The 22,467-nt window shown below is 41.0% G+C and carries 17 protein-coding genes and 1 riboswitch; of the genes, 5 read left to right on the forward strand and 12 right to left on the reverse strand.

The annotated features are described in order from the left end of the window. Positions 1 to 117: 117 nt before the first annotated feature. From HDC33_RS09995 to HDC33_RS10020, 6 genes are all read right to left on the reverse strand, one after another. Positions 118 to 3,195 carry an AAA family ATPase gene (locus HDC33_RS09995; RefSeq protein WP_179392295.1) on the reverse strand — a complete coding sequence of 1,026 codons (3,078 nt, stop codon included), beginning with the start codon at positions 3,193 to 3,195 and terminating at the stop codon, positions 118 to 120. Further along, complete coding sequence (locus HDC33_RS10000; RefSeq protein ID WP_179392296.1) at positions 3,192 to 4,349, reverse strand: exonuclease SbcCD subunit D; 1,158 nt, start codon at positions 4,347 to 4,349, stop codon at positions 3,192 to 3,194. Before HDC33_RS10000 ends, HDC33_RS09995 begins: the two co-directional genes overlap by 4 nt. Positions 4,350 to 4,647: 298 nt before the next feature. Beyond that, the gene (locus tag HDC33_RS10005; RefSeq protein ID WP_179392297.1) at positions 4,648 to 5,673 is read right to left on the reverse strand and encodes an NAD(P)/FAD-dependent oxidoreductase; all 1,026 of its coding nucleotides are present in this window, start codon (positions 5,671 to 5,673) and stop codon (positions 4,648 to 4,650) included. A gap of 75 nt (positions 5,674 to 5,748) precedes the next feature. Further along, positions 5,749 to 7,410, reverse strand: a complete 1,662-nt coding sequence (locus HDC33_RS10010; protein WP_179392298.1) for a thiamine pyrophosphate-dependent enzyme — start codon at positions 7,408 to 7,410, stop codon at positions 5,749 to 5,751. 23 nt (positions 7,411 to 7,433) lie between these two features. After that, positions 7,434 to 8,822 carry an amino acid permease gene (locus HDC33_RS10015; RefSeq protein ID WP_179392713.1) on the reverse strand — a complete coding sequence of 463 codons (1,389 nt, stop codon included), beginning with the start codon at positions 8,820 to 8,822 and terminating at the stop codon, positions 7,434 to 7,436. 133 nt (positions 8,823 to 8,955) lie between these two features. Further along, positions 8,956 to 10,053, reverse strand: coding sequence for an aromatic ring-hydroxylating oxygenase subunit alpha (locus HDC33_RS10020; RefSeq protein WP_179392299.1), 1,098 nt, complete (start codon positions 10,051 to 10,053; stop codon positions 8,956 to 8,958). Positions 10,054 to 10,253: 200 nt separating this feature from the next. Here HDC33_RS10020 and HDC33_RS10025 point away from each other — a divergent pair, with 200 nt between their 5' ends. Further along, positions 10,254 to 11,459 carry a CdaR family transcriptional regulator gene (locus HDC33_RS10025; RefSeq protein ID WP_179392300.1) on the forward strand — a complete coding sequence of 402 codons (1,206 nt, stop codon included), beginning with the start codon at positions 10,254 to 10,256 and terminating at the stop codon, positions 11,457 to 11,459. Between the two features lie 153 nt (positions 11,460 to 11,612). On the opposite strand, the gene HDC33_RS10030 is transcribed toward HDC33_RS10025, so the two are convergent. Continuing rightward, entirely contained in the window at positions 11,613 to 13,094 is a 1,482-nt protein-coding gene (locus tag HDC33_RS10030) for an aldehyde dehydrogenase family protein (protein WP_179392301.1), read from the reverse strand. 160 nt (positions 13,095 to 13,254) lie between these two features. Next, positions 13,255 to 14,454: an LL-diaminopimelate aminotransferase gene (locus HDC33_RS10035; RefSeq protein WP_179392302.1), complete on the reverse strand. Its 1,200-nt coding sequence runs from the start codon at positions 14,452 to 14,454 to the stop codon at positions 13,255 to 13,257. Between the two features lie 426 nt (positions 14,455 to 14,880). Beyond that, positions 14,881 to 14,984, forward strand: a riboswitch (TPP riboswitch). 109 nt (positions 14,985 to 15,093) lie between these two features. On the opposite strand from HDC33_RS10035, the gene tenA reads away from it, so the two are divergent. Genes tenA through HDC33_RS10055 form a run of 4 tightly spaced genes read left to right on the forward strand, consistent with a single transcriptional unit; the run spans position 15,094 to position 18,230 of the window. Continuing rightward, positions 15,094 to 15,786, forward strand: coding sequence for a thiaminase II (gene tenA / locus HDC33_RS10040; protein ID WP_179392714.1), 693 nt, complete (start codon positions 15,094 to 15,096; stop codon positions 15,784 to 15,786). Next, positions 15,773 to 16,522, forward strand: coding sequence for an ABC transporter ATP-binding protein (locus HDC33_RS10045; RefSeq protein ID WP_179392303.1), 750 nt, complete (start codon positions 15,773 to 15,775; stop codon positions 16,520 to 16,522). Before tenA ends, HDC33_RS10045 begins: the two co-directional genes overlap by 14 nt. Then, complete coding sequence (locus HDC33_RS10050) at positions 16,519 to 17,259, forward strand: ABC transporter permease (RefSeq protein WP_179392304.1); 741 nt, start codon at positions 16,519 to 16,521, stop codon at positions 17,257 to 17,259. The genes HDC33_RS10045 and HDC33_RS10050 overlap by 4 nt, the downstream gene beginning before the upstream one ends. After that, positions 17,256 to 18,230 carry an ABC transporter substrate-binding protein gene (locus HDC33_RS10055; protein WP_255457330.1) on the forward strand — a complete coding sequence of 325 codons (975 nt, stop codon included), beginning with the start codon at positions 17,256 to 17,258 and terminating at the stop codon, positions 18,228 to 18,230. The genes HDC33_RS10050 and HDC33_RS10055 overlap by 4 nt, the downstream gene beginning before the upstream one ends. Positions 18,231 to 18,315: 85 nt before the next feature. Here HDC33_RS10055 and HDC33_RS10060 read toward each other — a convergent pair whose 3' ends face one another. From HDC33_RS10060 to HDC33_RS10075, 4 genes are all read right to left on the reverse strand, one after another. Next, entirely contained in the window at positions 18,316 to 19,248 is a 933-nt protein-coding gene (locus HDC33_RS10060; RefSeq protein ID WP_179392305.1) for a metal ABC transporter substrate-binding protein, read from the reverse strand. Positions 19,249 to 19,281: 33 nt separating this feature from the next. Next, the gene (locus tag HDC33_RS10065) at positions 19,282 to 20,142 is read right to left on the reverse strand and encodes a metal ABC transporter permease (RefSeq protein ID WP_179392306.1); all 861 of its coding nucleotides are present in this window, start codon (positions 20,140 to 20,142) and stop codon (positions 19,282 to 19,284) included. Next, entirely contained in the window at positions 20,139 to 20,879 is a 741-nt protein-coding gene (locus HDC33_RS10070) for a metal ABC transporter ATP-binding protein (protein WP_179392307.1), read from the reverse strand. Before HDC33_RS10070 ends, HDC33_RS10065 begins: the two co-directional genes overlap by 4 nt. A 259-nt stretch (positions 20,880 to 21,138) precedes the next feature. Next, positions 21,139 to 22,401 carry a hypothetical protein gene (locus tag HDC33_RS10075; RefSeq protein WP_179392308.1) on the reverse strand — a complete coding sequence of 421 codons (1,263 nt, stop codon included), beginning with the start codon at positions 22,399 to 22,401 and terminating at the stop codon, positions 21,139 to 21,141. Positions 22,402 to 22,467 lie beyond the last annotated feature (66 nt).

Genomic DNA, 22,467 nt, shown 5'->3' on the forward strand with positions numbered 1-22,467 from the left:
AGTTAGTAAACGGTTCCCCATTTCAATCAAACGTGATGGATTGCCGTCTCAAATACCCCTCAAAACAAAAAGATGGCCCGTTTACATGATATTCATGCAAACAGGCCTATTAATCACTTATTTTATACTGAATTCCGCATGGCTATGCCCTTCCTTTGATTTTCTCACTTCGAGAGTTGCAGGGAATGCCGCTTTCAGTTCTTCAACGTGAGAAATGACACCAATCATGCGCCCTGATTTTTGCAAGTCAATTAGCGTATCAATCGCTTTGTTCAACGACTCTTCATCAAGTGAACCGAATCCTTCATCAATGAACATCGTATCGATTGAAACCGCCCCTTGAAAGCTTTGAATGACATCCGCCATACCCAAAGCCAAGCAGAGAGAAGCATTGAACTTTTCACCACCCGACAATGTCTTCACATCCCGCGTTTGTCCTGTATAAGCATCGTATACATCAAGACCCAATCCACTTTGTCTCCCCCGCACTTCCTGCCTGTCACTTCTGTTTAAGACAAATTGTCCATTTGACATTTCTTTCAGCCGTTCATTCGCAGATTGAATAATGCGTTCCAAGTATTCAATTTGGATATAGCGTTCGAATGATAATTTCAACCCGTTCTGTCCTCTAACAACATCGTAAAGTTCAGTAATTTTCCCATATATCCGCTCAAGTTCAATCACTTTTGCAGACGATTCCACAAGTTTCTCCTTCAGACCAAATGCAGTCTTTTCATATTCCGATGATGCATTATAGTCGGTAAGGGCGTCTTCATAGTCATTCTTTAATTCAATTACTTTCCTTTCCAATTTGCCTAGATCCACCATTTCCTTCCCTTCAAGCAACAATCGTAACTCTGCGACGGCTTCACGCAACGTATGAAGCCGTAATTTAAATTCCGCAACTTGTTCTTTTAATGAACTACGGTCTGCTTCAGTCATTTTTGACTCACGATATGCCACTTCAGTTGGAAACGCCGATTGTTGCAAAGCTTCTTTGAATCTGTTTTCGGCAAGGTCCCTCTTCACTTCGACTTCCTCTAAAGATTTCCTAGCATGAGCTTCCGCAGATTTTGCCGTCGTCAGTTGCTGTACCACTTGTTCACGTACTTTCTGCACTGTTTCCCAAGCATGATCCAACTCCGTTTTACTTTTTTCTGTTTCGGCAATCCGCTGCCGTAAGATGGAAAGTATTCGGACATCCTCTGGGATTGTTTGTAATGTCGATTGTAAAACGGCTAGTTGGGTATCGTATGAAGATTGTTGTTGAAACAATGTGCGTTCTATCTCTGATTTATTTGTCAAGAATCGCGCGGCAACCATTTCCTGCTCTTTTACTTTCTCTTTTAGTTCAACAAGCACTTTCCGTTCATTGCGAAGGACAGCCACTTCTGTTTCTAAATATATTTTGCGCTCATGCAGATTATTCTTATCCACTTCCATAGTTAGCCGGTTCATTTCTTTTTCTATACTCTTTACCTGCTCAACTGTATTTTGATAGGTGATTGTCGCATTTCGGAATTGACCTTCGACTTCTTTCAGCCGTTCTTTTTCCGCCTCAAGCTGTTCCCTTGAAACGGCCACTTCAATTGTTTTATGCGATTTGACGGGATGATGTTCGCTTCCACACACTGGACATGATTCCCCATCTATTAGCGACTCCGCCAACATCGCTGCCTGGTTGTCCAACCAAAGTTGTTCCACTGCTTCGTATTCCGATTTACATATCTTATAATTCTTTTCATGAACGCCCTTTTCTTTTTCCAATACAATCATCCGATTTTGTATGGCAAAGAACTCATCCAGCACTTTACATTTTTCATTCACTTCATTTAATTGATCAATACGTTCATCGTATGATATAAGTCGACCTTCAAACGTATCGATTTCTGATTTCAAGCTTTCTAGTCTACCATTCTCTTCCTCTGTTTTCACAATTGTTATAGCGAGTTCTTTTTCAAGACGAACATTTTCTTTTTCCAGTAAATCAAGAGCATTTTCTTTTGCCGATAAACTTGAAACGGCAGGGAGATAATCTTTTAATCGAATCAAACTTTCCGTCAGTTTTTCACGCTCAACTTTCCGTCCTCCTTCAATATGAAAATGGTGTTCAGCATCTTCCATATTTTCTGTTGCAATTTGCACTGCATGCTTGGCTTTTTGCAAGTCCTTTGATTTGGCCACAACTTCCTCTTTCAATGCGAGAAACTGCATCTCAATTTCACTAATGGAAACGGCCCGCTCCGCATCAGCTAACTGCTGCTCTTTACGTTCCATAACCGGCAAATTTTCTACTAACCCATTTAATGCCAACTCTTTTTGCTGCAGTTCAACGAAGCGGTCATTCATGCCTTTTGCATCGTGGTACATTTCCAGCATTTTTGTATGCTTCGTATAGGCTTCTTCATAGCTCTTTTTAACAACAACTGTATTTTCTTGATAATATGCGAGTTCTTCTTCCAACCCTTGAACGACTTGGTTCACGTTGTAATGTTCATTCGCCAAGACAGTAAAGACCGATGATTCCCGCTCCGGAAGTAAGGATGGTATTTGGCCGATATGTCCTTCACTCAGTTGCATCTCTTTCGTAAGTGCCGATTGTGCGTCGTCCTTCTTCACTTTCAACTGCTCCACAATTTCACGGTACTGATCCGTCTTGAATATTTTGCGCATAATTGTTTCTTTGTTTTCTGTATCAGATGTCAGAAACTTCCGGAACTCCCCTTGCGGTAACATGACAATCTGACTGAATTGCGCCTGTGTGAAACCAATCAGTTCTTCCGCCTTTTTGTTGATTTCAGAAACGATTTGCCTGTCAACAAGCGGTACTTCACCGTTTTCCGTAAGTTCATAAAACTCGCTTCGTGCAGTCGTTTCAGACTTGTTTCCTTGTTTCATATAGGGGATTTGCCGCATGATGCGGTACGTCCTGTTATGTATCTCAAATATCAACTCGACAGCTGTCTGGACTGCATCGTCAGCAAAGTCGCTTCGCATCGCCCGGATATCCGTCCGGTCTTCCCCGCTCGCCTGGCCGTATAATGCAAAACATATCCCATCGAATATCGTCGTTTTCCCCGCACCAGTTGCACCCGAAATGACAAAAAGTCGATTGTCTTTCAATTCCCTAAAATCGACTATCTCCGTCCCTTTATATGGGCCGAATGCTGTCATCTTCAATTGAATAGGCCTCAAAGTCCTGTCCCCTCCTTATCCATAACTTCATGGAGCACTTGCGCAAACAATTTTTCCGTTTCCGCGTCTGCTACTTCACCTTTCATTTCTTCGTAAAATGCTTTAAATAGTGCCAGATCATCGTGTTTACCATGTTCCATCCGCTGTTCGTCCGCCCCATTTGCAGTCGACTTGAACATTTTACGTTCAACATGCATCGCATTCGGATAGACCGTACGAATTTTTTCCATCGGGAATAAAACCGGTGTCTCATCCAGTAATTTCACGAAAACATAATCCTCGCTTATAGGATGTAATAGGATGTCTTCCATCGTTCCTTCGACTGTCCGCATATTGTGCTTCGGTTTCAATTCACGTTTTTCAATAGACGTTTGTCCGTCAGCGTCCATTTCGACGATGAAAAAACCTTTTTTATGATGTTCTTCTGAAATTGAATATTTCATTGGCGAACCCGCAAACCGAACTGACTCATTTAACACATAATGTGCCTGGTGCAAATGACCAAGTGCCGTGTAATCAAACGGTTCGAAAAGATGTGCTGATACATATTCCGCACCACCGATCGCGAGCGGCCGTTCCGAATCACTTGTGTTATCTTCGCTTTCTCCATGAGGTGTCACAAACGCATGTCCAACAAATACATGTCGCGCGCTATTTGACATCTGGCTGCGAATAACCCCTATCACTTTTTTCATCGCGTCATTATGATTCGCAATCGTATCATCGCCATGCAGGTGTTTCACTACGGAAGGGTCCGCAAATGGTACCAAATGAAAATGGACTTCGCCAAATTCATCCGTTAAAACGACCGGATCGATATTTTGCGTCATTTGACCGGCGATATGATAACCGTTTGCCCGCATCAATCCGCTGCCAAAATGAAGACGACCGGGGCTATCATGGTTACCGCTTATAGCAAGAACAGGCGTGCCTAGGTCTATGGTGATTCTTTTGATTACATCATCGAGCATTGCAACGGCTTCTGTCGGCGGTACCGCCCGGTCATACAAATCCCCTGCGATGACGACTGCATCGGGTTTCTCTTCTCTGATCGCCTCTATGAATTGGTCGAGGACATACCGTTGTCCGTCTGTCATATAGATGCCTTGAACGAGCTTGCCTAAATGCCAATCGGCTGTATGAAAAAACTTCAAATCTCTTTCCCCTTTCAATGATACTTTCTACTATTTTACAGGACATTGTTGCAAAAATGAATTAAGCGGGTTGATGTAAGGATTCCCTTTGATTATCCATATCTGTATAACGGACAAAAGCAACCCACAGAGGGGTTGCTTTTGTTTATGAATTACATTGCCGTTACAGTCAATGTGTTACATTAAGCATTGTCATTTATTCACGCTACACGAATAACTTTAATGGAATCAGTCGGACACCCCTCTATTGTATCCACAAAATCATCGTTCAGCTCTTTGGAACTTCCCCCATTTTCACTTATACAGTTATGGAGGTTTTCTTCTCATTTTTTTCCATGATACTTGTACTATGAAGCGGCTGGACTTTCGATGTCGGATCAATATATACTTTGGCATTGCTTACAGCTATGGGCGCTTCTCCGAACCCTGTCGCGATCAGCTTCACTTTTCCTTCATACGTATTGATATCGCCGACTGCATACACACCTTCAATAGTAGTTTCCATTTTTGAATTGACAACAATAGAGTTTTTTTCTATCTTCAGGCCCCAGTCCTTTATAGGTCCGAGTGATGATACAAATCCATAGTTCACAAGGACAGCATCTACATCGATGACGATTTGTTGTTTACTTTTCACGTCTTGTAACACGACTTGTTCAATGCGTTCTTCACCGATGAAATCGACAGGTTCATACGGGGTTAACACATTGACAGTGGACGCCTTTAATGTGGAAACGCTCGATTCGTGGGCGCGAAATTTATCCCGGCGATGTGCAATATTCACTTCCTTTGCAATCGGTTCAAGCATGAGTGACCAATCGACTGCCGAATCCCCTCCGCCAAATACTTGAACTTTCTTATCGGCAAACTGAGTAAGATCTTCAACGAAATAATGCAAATTGCTATTTTCATAAGTAACGGCTTTTTCAAGCGCAAGCTTTTTCGGCTGGAAGGCCCCATTTCCAGCGGTAATGAGAACCGTTTTAGAATAATGTACATCTTTATTCGTCGTTAATAGGATTGTACCATCCTCAAGTTTTTCCAACTTTTCTACTGATTGATCTAGACATACAGCGGCAGGAGGGAATAATTCCATCTGCTCTTTTAGGTTTTCAACAAGGTCCTGCGCACGGATCTTCGGAAATCCAGCGACATCATAAATATATTTCTCGGGGTATAAGGCAGATAGCTGGCCCCCTAATTTAGGCAAGCTTTCAATAATTTTCACTGACATCTGCCTCATCCCGGCATAAAATGCGGCAAATAAACCTGTTGGCCCGCCCCCAATAATAGTTAAATCAAAAACTTCATTTCCTCTTGTCATATTCTCATCTCCTAATACGAACCTGTTTCTAGAATGGGCAGGGCAAGTAGTTGATGATGGAAGAAAATCCTTCCGTCAAGTGTATTGTATTTCCACATTCTTTTCTGCTTGTGCCGCCGACAGTACATCCGGATTTGTTAGCACTTCAATAACGACAGGCTTGTCGCTTTTCAATGCCCGTTCTAGTGCTGGAAGAAATTCTTCACTTTCCTTCACTTGTTCGCCGTGACAACCAAATAATCTCGCAAGTTCTGCGAAATTCGGGTTTGTCAAACCGGTCGCCATCACCCTTTTCGGAAATTGCTTTTCCTGGTGCATGCGAATGGTCCCGTACATATTGTTATTGATAACTACTGCTATGACCGGAACGTTGCAGCGTACAGCCGTCTCAAGTTCTTGCAAAGTCATCATAAAACCACCATCACCGGAAAATGAAATGACTTTTTTATCGGGACATGCTATTTTAGCGCCGATAGCAGCAGGAAGACCATAACCCATCGCACCGGATGTTGGACCGATATATGTGCCTTCTTCTGTAAATCGATAATATTTGGATATCCAACCGAAAAAGTTACCAGCATCGCTTGTAATGATTGTATCGGACGACACTACCGACATGAGATCAGACACTACTGCATTCATTTCAGCATAATTCGTTTCATTTGAACGCTCTGGGAGCGTAGAAAAGGTTAAATATGCGTCATGACACTCTTTAAGTATTTTTTCCCTATTATCGTCTTTTACTTTTTTCACTTGTTGCACGCATTTCTGTAAAAACTTTTTCGCATCTGTAACGATACCAATTGTTGCCGGATATGATTTCCCAATCGAATTCGGATCAATATCGACTTGGATGATTTCCGTATGTTCACCAATCAGCGTATAATCCTGGGTTGTGACCTGCGAGAATCGGTTGCCGATTGATAAAATGACATCTGCATGTTTAATGTAGTTCAGCAATTTCTTATCCGATCCAAATCCAAGTGATCCAGCGTAGTTCACATGATCATTTGGAAATGCATCGAAACGTCGGAAAGAAGTCACTACTGGAATCTTAATCGCATCTGCAAACTGTATTAGTTCATTTGCCGATTTCGTCTGTGTTACGCCCCCGCCTGCAATAATAACCGGTTGTTTGGCTGCGTAGAGTTTTCCGAGAATTTTTTCGATTGCATCTTCCCCTACTTCGGGTACAATATTTTCAACTACCGTTCCCTCCACGTATTCAATCGTATCTTCCAGCATGTCATGCGGTAGTGATACTACTACAGGCCCCGGGCGTCCAGATCGGGCTGTATAAAAAGCCCGATGAAGCATTTCAGGAATCCTTTCCACCGAATCAATTTCAATTGCCCATTTGCAAAGATGGCTGAAGTAGGAACTAAATTCAACTTCTTGAAACGCCTCTTTCCCTTTAAATGGACGTTCGACTTGACCGATCAATGCGACAAGAGGTGTCGAATCCTGCATTGCCGTGTGCAGGCCTATGGATAGGTTTGTGGCTCCCGGTCCTCTCGTCGCCATACAAACACCGACTTCTCCTGAAGCTTTTGCATATGCTTCTGCCATAAATGAAGCTCCGCCCTCATGGCGAGTGGAAATAAGCTGTATCTCGGAGTGCTCATATAGTGCATCTATCACACCCAAGTAGCTTTCACCCGGCACGCAAAATGCATTTTTAACTCCTTCTTTTTTCATGACCTCAACAACAATTTGACCGCCTGATAAACTCGCCATATTACCCCAACTCTCTCATCGATTTATTCAAAGTTTTCTGCTACAGCCTCTGTAGTTTCAGGTTCAATCGAAAATGATGCTTTTTTTCTAGTAAACATGAAATAATAATATAGATAACAAGCCACAACAAACCCGAAGCCCCAATACAGGGATGTACGTTGAGTCGGGTCAAATGCTGTGAAAACAAATATAGACAAACACAATAGAATACACAGTATCGGGATAAAAGGGTAAAGACGGACTCTGAATTTCAAATCTTCAATCTTTCCACCATTTTTAATGTATTGCCTGCGGAAACCGATTTGTGCCATAGCGATTGCCATCCAGGTAAGTGTGCCTCCGATTCCGCTAATCGAGATCAACACAATGAATAGAGTCTCGGCCGCGATGAAGCTTGTCAGCAGTGAAAGTAATGCAAACCCTAACGTTACTAATAAAGCGTGAAAAGGTACCGACCGTTTGTTTAATTTTGAAAAAGCTGCCGGAGCCATTCCATTTTGGGATAGAGAATATAATATACGTGTACAGGCAAATAAACCCGTATTACCGACTGACAGAATTGCAGTCAAAATAACAAAATTCATGATGTCTGCTGCATAAGGAATCCCGACCATATCAAATACTGTAACAAATGGACTCTCCAACAGGCCGGCACTTTTCCAAGGAACAAGAGCGGACAAGACAAACATGGCTAGAATATAAAAGACGACTATACGAAAAACAATATTACGGATTGCTTTCGGAATGTTCTTTTCAGGATCCTCTGTCTCTCCTGCAGCCACCCCCATTATTTCTGACCCTTGGAAGGCATAGATGACAGTCATCATACAGATAAACACACCTATCATTCCTGCAGGTAGCAGTCCATCACCAGTGAAATTAGTGAAAAATGGCGCCGGCTCAGTTTCCATACTAATAAAGCCAAATACAGCACCCAACCCTATGACAATGAACAGAATAACAGCAAGAACTTTTATACCTGCAAACCAATATTCTGTTTCAGCAAAGCTTTTTGTAGATAAGGAATTTATGGAGAACAGTAAAATTATGAATAACGCACACCAAATCCAAATAGGTACATCAGGAAACCATCTTTTCATTAAAACTCCGGCCGCTACAAACTCGAGCCCCACATACAAGGCCCAGCTTAACCAATAAATCCATCCAACAACGAAGCCAGTAGCCGGTCCAATATACTTGGTTGCATGTACTTGGAATGATCCTGAAACCGGCATGTAAACTGATACTTCACCTAAACATACCATGGCTAAATACATGAGCAATCCGCCTACCAAATAGGCTAATATAGCACCCATAGGGCCAGCTTCACCGATCGCATAACCGGACCCTAAAAATAGCCCGGTTCCTATGACTCCTCCCAATGACATCATGAATAAGTGTCTACTTTTCATAGTTCGCTTCAATTGCGGCTTGCCCTCTTGATTAGCCAAATAAATTCACCTATCCTCCAGTAATAAAGTAATTTTATTGCTATGATGGAAGCGCTTACGGAAATCGTGAGAAATTGGGATTAAATTTCACTTCTTAAAATGCTGTGGATGAAGTAGCAGGTTCTAGTGGCAACACCATTTCTAAATCCTTTTGTAAAAGTAAATGGAATTGGTGAACGCATTTTTCAGTCAGCGAAAATCGGCCTTGTGTAAAAACTCCTGTTTCCAATCCTTTCTGAACCGTTTCACAAATATCGAGATCCTCTTGTCTTACTAATTCATCTATCGCCATCAATTCCTCTTCCTCTTTTGTTATTTCGTCGGATTTAAAGAAAGTGGTATACACGTATTTTGTAGTTTTGTGATCAATAGGAATCGATTGATGAATAGACAGGTTTGCAGGACCTGGATCAAAAGAAAACCATGTGTTCGGATACAGCCAGTAATATCTCCCGCCCTCTCCTAAATCGAAATCCCCGGAGAACCCTTTCAGGGGAGTTGCCTGATAGGAATAGTTTTCATACAGATCTACCTCATATTGGTTCATGTCCACTTTGGAAACAAGTGCTTTATGAACAATAGAACAATGATCACATTCAAGGTAATTATCCATTCCAATTTTCCAGTTAGACTTGCAAATAGTTTCCTTGACACGTACTTTTTTGAAGCTGGCCAAATCGTGTTGTCTAACATGTTTAAATAAGTCAGGAAATTGCGATGACATTGAGGTAGCTTCCGGATCCAAATTAACAAAAATGAACGATTCCAATATCTCCAACTTTATCTTTTTCAAACAAAATTCATCTTCATTAAAATTTTCTACTCCTTTCATGTTCGGAGCCCTATTAAGCGAACCGTCTAGTTTAAATGACCAAGCGTGGTATGGGCAGGTGAAAACTGCCTTATTCCCGTCTCCTTCAACCAGTCTGGACGCCCTATGTGGACAAACATTATAAAATGCACGAATTTCTTCATCTTTTCCATAAGAGATAATAATAGGACGACCAGCCACTTCCGTCGTAATATAATCACCCGTTTTATTGAATTGACTAACATGTCCAACGTATTGCCACGTCTTGCTGAAGATTTCACTCTTTTCCACTTCCAAAACTTCTGGTTTAGTATAAAGCCATGACGGCAAAGTGTTTGCTTCACTTATTTTATTGCTGACCCTTACTTCTGCTTTTCCCAATCCAATTCCCCCTGTTATATTGATAGTAAATCTATTAATAATGTTACATTAATTATAAATTAGAAATATTATGAATGGTATGGACATTTTACACAAGAATAGGTAGAGTTACTATTGAGTATTTGTTTTTTTTAACTATAGAACTATAAGTAATTGTGATATCGGAGATCATATAAAGTGAAAGGAAAGGATTTCATTCGATGAAAATACTTGAACGCATAGCACAAGATATTGTTGAAAAGACAAGTGAAATTTTGCAATATCCGATCAGCATCACCGATAAGGCAGGATATATTATTGGGGCTTCAGATAAAAGTCGAATAGGTATCTTTCATCAGCCCTCTCTAGAAGTTGTTAAAAAAAATAGTATGGTAGATTGCAAATATGAAATTGAAAATAAAATTTTACCAGGGGTATCGGTTCCGATTAAGTTTAATAATAGTGTCGTTGGTGTACTAGGTATAGTGGGTGATCCAAGAGAGGTGGATAGCTATGGACAATTAGTTAAAAACCAAGTCGAAATGATGCTTCAGGAAGCATTCGGAAAAGAACTATCTGAATTAAAAGATAAAATAACCGAAGTATTTGTTCATCAGGTCATCCACATAAAGGAAAATGAAGGAAACGAACATATTTTACAATACTCTACCCTGCTTGATGTTAATTTACATATAGACCGTGTCTGTCTTTTAATTGATATTACCAATCTCTCTGAAAGAATATCTGCCGAAAAAGGAAACGACGGATTATTTGAAGATTTTCCTCTACAATATTTTCAAAGGGATGTTTTGGATTTTCTAAACTTAATATTAAATGACAATAAAGAAGATATCGTTTCAGTATTGAATTTCGAGCGTTTTATTATCATTAAATCCCTTCCCTATCAGCAATCCTATGTGAATTTTATAAGCGATCTAGATGAAAAAGTCGCAAAGTTGAATTCCTTTCTTGAAAGAAAATATCAACTCACAGCTTTAATTTCGGTCGGTGATGTCAGTCACGGAATAATGGGTGTTTCCACGTCCTATACAAATGCAAAAAAGGCGATGAACATCGGTATACATTCAAAGAAGGATGCGACTATTCATTTATATAATGAACGTGAAATGATGTTGCGACTTCTTCCGAAAGAACTATCACCTGATTATCAGGAAAAAATCCAAAATATCATTTCTCCTTTACTTGAACATGATAATTATGAAATCTTATCTTCAACCTTTACCGATTACTGCAAATATAATATGAATTTAAGCGAGACTTCCAGAAATATGTTCATTCATAGAAACACTCTTATATATCGACTTGAAAGGATTAAGGAAATCACTTCGCTAAATCCGGGTGACTTCAAGCATTGTATGCTATTGTATACCGCCATTCAGTGTTATGAGGAATCCAAACTGAAGTAAGCAACAAGAACGGTTGCAAAATACTAACAGCTATAAAGGTTCATACACACCTTCCTCATAAAAAAGATAAAAAACTATCTATCCTTGAAGGCCATATCAAGGATAGATAGTTTTTTTACTTACTTCTAAACCATTGCGTCTTTTTACGAATAATCAATAATTATCGATTTGCGCCCTCTGTAACTTTCCGCTGTAATCAATGTATACTGATTTCCATTCCGTATATACATCGAGTGCAGCTACGCCAGAATCCCTATGCCCATTACCTGTGCCTTTTGTCCCGCCGAATGGCAGATGGATTTCAGCTCCTGTCGTACCTGCATTAATATATACAATTCCCGAATCCAGATCCCTCATAGCTTGGAAAGCAAGATTGACATCCGACGTATAAATCGCGCTGGACAGCCCGAACGCCACGCCGTTATTTACTTCAATAGCTTCTTCCAAACTCTTAACAGGAATAATGGATACAACTGGACCAAATATTTCTTCCTGTGCAATTCGCATTTCCGGATTCACATCAGTAAAAATTGTCGGTGCATAGAAATTCCCGTTTATTAAACCATTATCGGACACAATATGCCCACCAGCTAGAAGCTTAGCTCCCTCTTCTGTACCAATTTTTACATACACATCAATTTGTTCAAGTGCACTACGATTTATTACAGGTCCAACTTTAACCGTCTCATCCAGTCCATCACCAAGTTTTAATTCTTCAATGCGGTCAACAAGCTTTCTTTCAAGCTCTTCTTTAACGTTTTCGTGAACAATGATTCGGCTAGTCGCCGTACATCGTTGACCGCTCGTACCAAATGCCCCCCATAAAATCCCATCAACGGCAAGATCAAGGTCGGCGTCCTCCAATACGGTTACAGCATTCTTCCCGCCCATCTCGAGGGATGTTCGTTTTAATAGTTCTCCAGCACGACCATTGATCTTTTTACCAACCTCATTGGAACCAGTAAAGGAAATTAAATCGATGTCCGGGTGTTCCACCATTGAATTTCCGACTATACTTCCGGAACCGTTAACAAGATTCAGCAACCCTTTCGGCAGGCCCGCATCTTCATATATTCGTGCAAACTCATGGGCAACTATCGGGGTTTCAGTTGATGGCTTCCATACTACTGCATTCCCGGTCACAAGGGCTGGAAGGGATTTCCACGATGCAATGGCAATCGGGAAATTCCAAGGCGTTATTAATCCCGCCACTCCTACAGGTATGCGGACACTTAACGCAAATTTATTACGAAGTTCAGACGGAACGGTATCACCGAATAAACGCCGGCCCTCGCCCGCCATATAAAAAGCCATGTCAATCGCTTCCTGTACTTCTCCTCTTGCCTCATCGATTACTTTGCCCATTTCACTAGTAAGAAGTTGGGCGATTTCCTCTTTTCGTTCTTTTAATAGGTAACCGACCTTATATAAAAATTCCGCCCGTTCAGGAGCCGGAACTAACCGCCATGACTTTTGGGCAATCTTTGCAGCTTGTACAGCTCGATCAACATCTTCTTTTGTCGATTGTGTAACTTCCCCAAGTACTGAACCATTTGCTGGATTTACAATCGATGTAAACTTGCCTGATGATGATTCGCTCCATTCGCCGTCGATAAAGTTTAGATATTTTTTCATAATTATTCCCTCCCATTTATGTTTGTAACTAGTGGAAAACTTTAAATGAAGATTTCCTGTAAAACGCCTACGCTGTATTCATATATTCAACTTATCCAGGTCATTTACAAAGCTTCAAAATACAAAACTCGCAGTTAAGCTGAATCAAAACAGCTTTGAGCTATGATGATAGAGTTGCACTCTTTTTATTATTCTTTAATTGTACGTTTCTTTTAATTCTGTTTATCGCTTCGTATAACCTTCCATTTGGAACAGATAGTGAAATTCGGAAATACCCCTCACCCGACGGACCGAAAGCATTGCCAGGTGTTAGAATGACACCCGTCTGTTCCAGCACGTTCGTGACAAATTCAGTAGATGTATAACCCTCAGGAACCGGCGCCCAAATGAAAAAGCTGGCGTTAGGAGGATCCACTTTTATTCCAATCGATTCGAGTCCTTCCAACATTGCTGCCATACGTTCTTTATAGATGTTATTATGATTTTCCACACAGCTTTGATCACTATTTAAGGCAAATGCAGCGGCTTTTTGAATAGGTGTAAACTGTCCAGTATCCGTATTGCTTTTTAATACTGAAAGCGCCTTAATAATTTGCTTGTTCCCAACAACATAACCGATACGTAATCCAGTCATATTATACGTTTTTGAAAACGAACCAAATTCAACAGATATATCCTTTGACCCTTCGACCTCAAGAATACTGGGCGCTTTATAGGTCGAAAAAGTAACCATATTATAAGCGGAATCATGTGCAATCGGGATATTATATCTGCGGGCAAAATCAACAGCTTTTTTGAAAAATTCAATATCGACTGTGGCTGCAGTAGGATTTCCAGGATAATTTAAAAACATAAGTTTTGAACGTTCAATAATTTCTGGTGGAATTATGCTGAAATCCGGTTCAAAATTGTTTTCTTTTAGTAATGGCATATGATAATATTGGCCGTTTGCCAGCAAAGTAGCCATACGGTACACAGGATAGCTTGGATCAGGAATTAATACATAATCCCCCGGATCTATTAGAGTAGGTATTAAATGTGCAATCCCTTCCTTAGATCCTATTAAAGCCAAAACCTCTGTTTCCGGATCAAGATCCACACCATAGTGACGTGCATAAAAATCAGCCACTGCCTGCCTGAACTCTACGCATCCTACAAAACTCGGATATTTAAAATTGTTTGGATTCTGCACTTCTTCCATTAATTTCTCGACAATATGTGATGGTGTAGGAAGATCAGGATCGCCAATTCCTAAATCAATGATATCTATTCCCGATTCAATCATTGCAGCTTTTTTTTTATTTATTTCTGCGAATAAATATGGAGGGATTTGACCCATTCTATTCGATTGATAATTCACAAACACACCCACCTTTTCTGAAAATAGATTCGCTATCTATTACCTACTATTCAATCTATAGTTTTTGACCGCATATAACTATGGTTGTTTTACACAAATATTCAAGCCGAAAATATAAATATTCCGTACACTTTTACAATAATCACAATTAACATATTATTAAAGAAAGATTAATAACCATGAAGCATTGTATTTGTTGGGAGTAAATTTTATTTATAAGTATTGAATATGGTGTATAAACTGAGCGGAGGCGCCTCACAGGGGTAGCCGGAGCCATAAGACTGACGACGAAGTTATCTGGCTTATGGCGAGAGCCTCCCCAAGCGTCGAAGGGTATTTAAAGCAGGTCTTTACTTTACTTCCCCAATAAATGTTGACCTTCCCAATCGCATGTGCCTATAATGGGGGCGAGTCCAATTTCATAAGATCCACCGCTAGGGGTGCTCTAACAGAGCTGAGAGAGGCATGTGCCTTGACCCTTATAACTTGAACTGGTTAATACCAGCGTAAGGAAGAGGTGCTGACAAAAAAATTCTGCCGGTCTTTTTACAGATACTTTTCACTGTCTACAACCCACTCCTTCTTCAAGGAGTGGGTTTTTTGATTGATTGGCAAAAATTCAAAGGGAGTGTTTTAAGGATGAAATTCACAGACCGCCTGCTTGAAAAAACGTTACCGATTTGGAGACAGAATCATAGCCATCCATTCGTACAAGGGATTGGCGACGGGACGCTCGATCCGGATAGATTCAGATTTTATATGGTTCAGGACTATTTGTATTTGATTGATTATGCAAAAGTGTTTGCGATTGGTGCTGTAAAAGCGGACGACTTGGAAACGATGGGTAAGTTCGCGACGCTACTCGATGGCACGCTGAACACAGAGATGGCCTTGCATCGAAGCTATGCAGAACGGTTTGGTATTTCTGAACAGGAACTTGAAAATGCAAAACCGTCGCCGATTGTTCTTTCCTATACGCACTACATGTTGCATGTCTGTCAAAATGGAACGATTGCCGAAGTCATTGCAGCCCTACTCCCTTGTGCGTGGAGCTATTGGGAAATCGGCAAGGAATTGAACGCCATTCCGGGCGCCGCCGATCATCCGTTATACGGCGATTGGGTGCGAATGTATTCTTCTGCGGAATTCGGTGCACTCGCAAGTTGGTGTATCGAATTGATGGATAAAGCCGCAGAAGGAAAACCGGAGCATGAACTGCTGAAACTGGAAGAAATCTTCCTCAATACAACGCGTTTTGAATATATGTTCTGGGATATGGCGAATACAAAACAGATGTGGCCTGGGGTTGAAACAGTAAATGCTATCGTTTAACAGCGTGTCATTTACTTACCAATCTGGCGGAAACATACTAGACAATTTGTCATTTAACGTCCGTCCCGGGGAGTTCATTTCGATTGTCGGCGTGAGCGGATCCGGAAAAAGCACGATTTTCCGCCTTGTTACGGGATTAGATGAACCATCCGCAGGCATCATTTCACTCGCAAGCGATCAAAACAATCAGCGCCTCGGAAAGGTCGGCTACATGCCACAGCAAGATTTGCTACTACCGTGGCGAACCATTTTAGAAAATGCTTGTCTTCCGCTTGAAATAGCCGGGATGGATAAGCGAGAGGCTCGTAATCAAGTCATGCCATTATTACACGAGTTCGGTCTTGCCGGAACAAAGGATGACTATCCAGCCAAATTGTCCGGAGGTATGAAACAGCGCGTCGCTTTCCTGCGCGCTGTCCTATCAGGCAATCCCCTATTATTGTTGGATGAACCGTTCTCCGCACTCGATGCGATCACTAAGCTCTCGATGCAGGAATGGCTGGTCACTCAATGGGAAAGGCGCAAATCAACCGTGCTATTTATTACCCATGACATTGAGGAAGCGCTGTTTTTGTCAGACCGTATTTTCCTGTTACAGAATAAACCGGTCACTTCAGTCGATGTAATTGAAATACCACTTGGCAGACCGCGAACGAGAAGCGATTTACATCGGCCGGAAATGCTTTTGTTGAAAGAAAAGCTGATGAGTAGGCTACAAAGTGAGGTAACAGTATGAAGAATATGACTTCCCCACTAATCGTTATCATGTTCTTAAGTTGCTGGGAGCTGGGTGCACGACTTTACGATAAAGCGTTCATTCTTCCATCTCCTATTCAAATCTTCATACGTTTTTGGGAACTAAAGAAAGTACTGTTGCTACAGCATCTGCCAGCGACTTTACTGACAATCATTATTGGGCTTCTCATTTCAATTGTTGCTGGAACAGCAATCGCAGTCTGGATGTCTTCCAGTCTGGGCATTCGAAAAGCGCTTTATCCCATTCTCATTGCTTCCCAGATGATACCTATCATTGCACTTGCGCCCATTTTCGTTCTATGGTTCGGTTATACAATTTGGAGTAAAGTTGCCGTCACTGTACTTATTACATTTTTTCCGATTACCGTGAATACATTCGATGGACTGTCTTCCGATAAAAAAGAGATGCAGGAACTTTTTTTAACGATGGGTGCTACGAAAAAGGACTACTTCTTTAAATATTCCGTCCCGACCGCGCTTCCTCAGTTCTTTTCAGGATTGAAAATCGCCGTGACGCTCAGCGTAATCGGGGCGGCAATCGGAGAATGGCTCGGTGCCCAAGCCGGATTGGGTTATTTTAGTCGGCGTATGATGACACAGTTTGATGGTGCTGCCGTGTTTGCACCGATTTTCGTACTTACCGTCCTTGGAGTCGGTTTATTCTTCTGCGTAACTTTTATTGAAAATCGTTTGTTAAAATGGAGGACTAAAAATTGAGGAAAACTATATTATCATTGACAAGTATTGCCCTGATTCTATTGCTCAGCGCGTGCAATAAAGAGGAAAAAGAAAAGGTAAGTATTATGCTCGATTGGTATCCAAATGCAGTACATAGTTTCCTATATATCGCGGAGGAGAAGGGCTATTTTGAAGAGGAAGGAATTGAACTTGATATCCAATTCCCCGCTAATCCGACTGACCCCATCAACCTTGCGGCGTCAGGAAAGGCTACTATGGCTATCACTTATCTGCCTGATGTCATCATTGCGAAATCTGAACAGAATATCGGAATTAAATCCGTCGGCGTCCTTGTCCGTTCTCCTTTGAACCACGTAGCATTTTTGAAGGAAAGTGGAATTACGTCACCGATAGATCTCGAAGGAAAAACAGTAGGCTATACAGGAAATCCGCTGAATGAAGCGATGCTTGAAACAATGATGGAAACAGCCGAAGCGGATTACAGTAAAGTGAATATGGTCGATGTCGGTTTTGAATTAAATTCTTCCTTAATTTCAAATAAAGCGGACGCAGTAATCGGCGCTTACATTAATCATGAAGTACCGCTCCTTGAATATGAAGGATTTCCTACAGGTTATATCGACCCGACTGATTACGGCGTGCCCTCGTTTTACGAACTCGTTGTCGTAACCAGTAACGATACTTGGAAAAAAGAACAGAAGAACATCAAAGCATTTTGGCGTGCCGCCGGAAAAGCTTTCGATGATATGGAGAAAGATCCAGAGGAAGCATTGTCCATCTTGCTGAAATATCAGGACGAGGCGAATTTCCCACTAATAGAAGAGGTGGAAAGAGAATCCCTAGCAATACTACTGCCAAAAATGAAAGCGCCCGATACATTTGGTGAGCAAGACAAGGAGACGTGGAAGTTGACAGCCGATTGGATGAAGGAAACAGGTTTATTGAAAAACGAAGCGAACCTTGATGGAATTTTTGTTAATATGGATTAACAGTCGCATAGGGCATCTCCAGATAAAATGATAAAAAAGCCGCCTGGACTTTTCTAATAAAAGTTCAAGCGGCTTCGTATGTTCTCTATTCAATTAAACCGTTATAAATCATATCTGCGTTCCATTTCAGCATAGTTATATACGTATCGCCCTCGCTTCCGAGTTTCCCTAGAGAGTCCGTAAATATTTCCCCTTTGATCGGTACATTCGTTTCCCTAGATACCATCTCCATACTTCTAGGATCGACACTTGATTCTAAAAAAAGAGCTTGAACCTTTTCCTCATTAATGGTTGAAATAATGTTTGTCAGCTGTTCAGGCGTTCCTTCATGGTGTGAATTAATTTCCCAAATGTAAGCCGCACGAAAATCATACGCATCAGAGAAATATTTAAAAGCCCCTTCACTCGTTACAAGAATACGTCGTTCTTCCGGAATCTTATGCATCTTATCCACTATTTCCTTATGAAGGATCTCAAGCTCGGTTATATATGCATCTGCATTTTCATCATAACGATCCGCATTGTCCGGATCTATTTTCTTTAGAGATTTACGCACATTTTCTACATACGCAATACCATTTCGGACATCGAGCCAAGCATGTGGATCTTCTTCCCCTTTATGTTCCTTCGAATTAAGCAACATCGGCTTAACGTTTTCACTTACACGAAATACCGGTGCATCATCTCCAGACTTCCCAGCCGTCTCCATCAATTTCGTAAACCATGCATTTCCTTCTTCTAAATTTAACCCGTTATAAAAAACAACATCCGCGTCTGTTGTCAGAACGACATCTTCTGGCAGTGGATCATATTGGTGCGGGTCTGATCCAATCGGTGCAAGACTGTGAACATCAACCAAGTCTCCCCCGACATTCTTCACAATATCATAGACAATTGAATACGTCGTCACGACTTGCAGTTTTTCACTCTTCTCTTTCGGGGCAGTCGCACCTTGGCTGCATGCCGATAACAAGGCCCCAACAACAATCATTGCAAACAGCAGAATACTTTTTTTCATACAGATACTTTCCTTTCCATTTTAAATTACCACTCACGAGACGGCTGATTTTTGCTTATTTGTTCGAATTGACCGCCACAATAGACCTTGTTTCGGTGAAAATATAAACGCTGTGAAAAATAAAGCTGTTGCGACAAGTACAATCGTTGCACCAGACGCGAGATTGTACGTAAAACTCAGATACAAACCGATGATTGCAGAAATCGTTCCGCAGGTTGCTGAAATGCCTATCATTACAGACAGCCGATCAGTTAATAAATATGCTGTCGAAGCAGGTGTAATAAGCATTGCAACAACTAATATGATGCCCACCGTCTGTAACGAAGCGACAGTGACGAGTGTCAGTAAAATCATTAAAAAATAATGGATCATCTTAGTCGGAAGCCCATAAGCTTGAGACATAATGGGATCAAATGAGCTGACAAGTAATTCTTTATAAAATATAAACACACTTACTAAAACGAAAACACCAACAATCAGTGTCATCCACATATCAGAGGGTCTTACCGCCAGCACATTTCCAAAAAGAATGTGATACAAATCCGTGCTGCTTTTCAGAAATGTGATAAGGATAATCCCTGCCGCAAATGCAGCTGTAAACATGATGCCAATCGCAGAATCATTTTTCACACGACTATTTTGGTTGATGAACCCAATACCGACAGCTGTCAGAATACCTGTGATCACTGCTCCGATAAAGAAATTGATACCTAGCATGAAAGAAATTGCGACACCAGGCAAGACGGCATGTGATATCGCATCTCCCATGAGCGCCATTCCTCTTAAAATAATAAAACAACCAATGACTCCACTAATGACACCAACCATCACAGATGTAATAAGCGCTTTTTGCAGAAATCCATATTGCATGACCGCCTCGATGAAATGAATCATTTCGCCATCACCTCATCCAGAAATGACAATTGCCCGCCGTATGCACTCGCAATTGTTTTAGGCGTAAACACTTCTTTTACACTGCCCTTCGCAATCAACTCCTTGTTTAATAACAGAAGTTCATCGAAATATTTTTCCGCTTTGTTCAAATCGTGGTGGACGACAATGATTGTTTTGCCTACATCACGCAACTCTTTTAAAATTTTCACAATCATCTCTTCGCTCGTAGCGTCAATCCCGACAAATGGTTCATCGAGTAGAAACAAATCCGCCTGTTGCGCAAGTGCTCTGGCCAAGAAAACACGCTGTTGCTGGCCGCCGGAAAGCTCACCAATTTGCCGGTTTTGAAACTCGGTCATATCCACTTTTTCAAGACATTTCAATGCCAATTCCTTTTCAAGTCGACCAGGTCTTCTCAATAAGCCTATTGTCGGATACGTTCCAATTAGAACTGTATCTTTCACAGTAATGGGGAAATCCCAATCGATCGTACTGCGCTGCGGAACGTATGCAATCCGTTTTCGGACTTCTTTCAGCTCAGAACCAAGGATTGTAATTTCGCCCTTATCTTTTGGTATTAAATTTAGTAACGCCTTTAGTAAAGTGGATTTCCCCGCTCCATTCGGCCCAATGATTCCAACCGACTTCCCTTCGGAAATTGTAAATCCTATATTCTGCAGTACCTCTTTTCCGTAATACGACACATGCAAGTTCGATACTACAATTGCATTATTCATATCCAGTCACCTCCATACATCTCTTTATAGTATTTATATGCAAAAGTTTCCTGAAGGAAACTTAAAGACTAAATTTTTTTGCCCTCGGGAAACTTTATGGGCAAAAAAAAGAAAACTTTTCATTGTTTCCCTAAGGAAACTTTACTACTTTATAATATGATATTCCAGAACGGATGTAAAGCAAAAGTTTTGAAATTAATTATTGAAACACAAAAATGAGGTCGCCATTTTCATGACGTCCTCATTTTTTGTAGAATGCTTATATCTCCATCAACGAAATAACTTCTCCTGATACGGCATCCACGGCCTCAGCCGCATCCAACAAACCGCAAAGAACATACTTTCCTATGAAACCGTCGAACACATAAGTCGGATCAAGTGTAATATACGGAACCATTTTCTCAAACGCTTCTTCATGTGTCGTAACCGCTTTTTCCGCGGGTGCGAATGCATCAAAAATCTCGAACATTGATTCATTATCAAGCAAATTCAGCACCGTCATCGTCTCTGGGTTCATGAAAATGATTACCTTTCGCTTAAAAAGCGATGGAACTTCTTCAATTATTTCACAGTGCGCTTCGATAAAACTTTCCTGCCTCCGAAGTTTGGATAGCTTCCAAATCCCTGATTCAGTAGGATATTCTGACCGTAATACATCCCGAACGATGTTTTTACCGTATTTAATTTGTTCAGCCGACAACGTCCGATTTTCATCGACGCCACTATTGCTGAACGCTTCCTCCACGCTTGCTTCAGAAACAACAATGATTTCTTCACGATTGATCTGCTTTTTGAGCGGCTCATCCCACACCATTATTTCGTCTACTTTAACATCTGAACGCTCTAATTCCATAAAGGGGATTATTCGCGCTCCGTCAACGGTTACATAGACTTCTTCCATTGCATAGACAGGAATGAAGCGGTTTTCAGTTTCAGATGGATAGTTTACAAGTTGAAGCTGTTTTTTAACGATTGATTCAATTTCCTCAAGTGTCAACGTAAATTTAGATTTCAATACATGTTCCTCGGAAGGAATCTCTCCATACGAATGATAGGAAATCAGCTTTCCGACTTCATCAAATTCAACTTCAATTATTGAGTTTGGTGAGATAGGAAAACCGCCAATATCCGATTCAAATCTGAATCCGTCCAAACTCGCTTCCGTTAGCTTAAAATCTCGCTTATACACCAGTCCAGTTTCCTCTTCAAGCCATGCAGCGACTTCTTCGGCTGTTTGACCAGGAAAGTGAGTCTTTATGGAATACGATTTACCTTGTACAAACGACACACTGCTAAAGTGCTTTTTTTGAATGGAATATTCAACAATCGCTGTACCAACGGGTTTGTAATCCTCTTCTATCGGTTCATTCAGTTCTTTTGGAAACCACTCCATATTGATTATAAAACTTGCAGCCCCTGTACTATCTCGCTCTTTGTAAATCGAATATCTTTCCAACCGATATGCATCCAAACCAAACTTAACTTGTGTTTCGTCAACAATTATCTGTAATTGTTTATTCACATTTCCACTCTCTTCCTATGTACATGTTTTATTCAAAAAGAAAAGCTGATTGCACGTGGCAGTCAG

It is taken from the genome of Sporosarcina sp. JAI121, from assembly GCF_013408665.1.
GTDB lineage: Bacteria > Bacillota > Bacilli > Bacillales_A > Planococcaceae > Sporosarcina.

What these genes read in the sequence shown, in the direction of transcription:
- HDC33_RS10005 (WP_179392297.1), bottom strand. Translation starts at nt 5,673, where the DNA reads ATGACAAGAGGAAATGAAGTTTTTGATTTAACTATTATTGGGGGCGGG.
- HDC33_RS10010 (WP_179392298.1), bottom strand. Translation starts at nt 7,410, where the DNA reads ATGGCGAGTTTATCAGGCGGTCAAATTGTTGTTGAGGTCATGAAAAAA.
- HDC33_RS10015 (WP_179392713.1), bottom strand. Translation starts at nt 8,822, where the DNA reads ATGAAAAGTAGACACTTATTCATGATGTCATTGGGAGGAGTCATAGGA.
- HDC33_RS10025 (WP_179392300.1), top strand. Translation starts at nt 10,254, where the DNA reads ATGAAAATACTTGAACGCATAGCACAAGATATTGTTGAAAAGACAAGT.
- HDC33_RS10030 (WP_179392301.1), bottom strand. Translation starts at nt 13,094, where the DNA reads ATGAAAAAATATCTAAACTTTATCGACGGCGAATGGAGCGAATCATCA.
- tenA (WP_179392714.1), top strand. Translation starts at nt 15,094, where the DNA reads ATGAAATTCACAGACCGCCTGCTTGAAAAAACGTTACCGATTTGGAGA.
- HDC33_RS10045 (WP_179392303.1), top strand. Translation starts at nt 15,773, where the DNA reads ATGCTATCGTTTAACAGCGTGTCATTTACTTACCAATCTGGCGGAAAC.
- HDC33_RS10050 (WP_179392304.1), top strand. Translation starts at nt 16,519, where the DNA reads ATGAAGAATATGACTTCCCCACTAATCGTTATCATGTTCTTAAGTTGC.
- HDC33_RS10060 (WP_179392305.1), bottom strand. Translation starts at nt 19,248, where the DNA reads ATGAAAAAAAGTATTCTGCTGTTTGCAATGATTGTTGTTGGGGCCTTG.
- HDC33_RS10065 (WP_179392306.1), bottom strand. Translation starts at nt 20,142, where the DNA reads ATGATTCATTTCATCGAGGCGGTCATGCAATATGGATTTCTGCAAAAA.
- HDC33_RS10070 (WP_179392307.1), bottom strand. Translation starts at nt 20,879, where the DNA reads ATGAATAATGCAATTGTAGTATCGAACTTGCATGTGTCGTATTACGGA.